Genomic DNA, 404 nt, shown 5'->3' with positions numbered 1-404 from the left:
CACAGAAAGAGTATCCATAGCACAATTGACTTAATAACAGCGTTCACCAAAATGAATAGAAAATTGTGTTTAACTTGGTCTATTACTATGTCTCTGCTTGAAAACAAGTAAAGTGTACCCATTTTACGTCCATCGTAGCTCACCTCGAATTCTTGATAGAACTTATTTGCCCAGCTGTCTTTATCTACGTTCTCTTTGGGGCTATTTCCATCGACGAAAATCTGTTTCGATTCTGAATCTATCAGCAGGATTCCTGAAATATCGGCAAGCCCTAATACCCCCTGGAGCGTAGCTTCAAGTTGCTCCATATCATAATTCCACCAAGCTGTGGCAATAGACTTTCCAAAGATCGATTGGTAGGTAATAAGGTTACGGTCTATGCGTAACTTTTGTTGCTGGTACTC

General features: G+C 40.1%; 1 protein-coding gene. It reads right to left on the bottom strand.

What is annotated here, in order from left to right; translation table 11 throughout:
* A partial coding sequence (locus A3766_RS10695; protein ID WP_156508868.1) for a hypothetical protein occupies window positions 1–404 on the bottom strand: 404 nt, incomplete at both ends.

It is taken from the genome of Oleiphilus sp. HI0132, from assembly GCF_001635845.1.
Note: the sequence above shows the minus strand (reverse complement) of the source record. Positions and strands in the feature narration are given on the sequence as shown.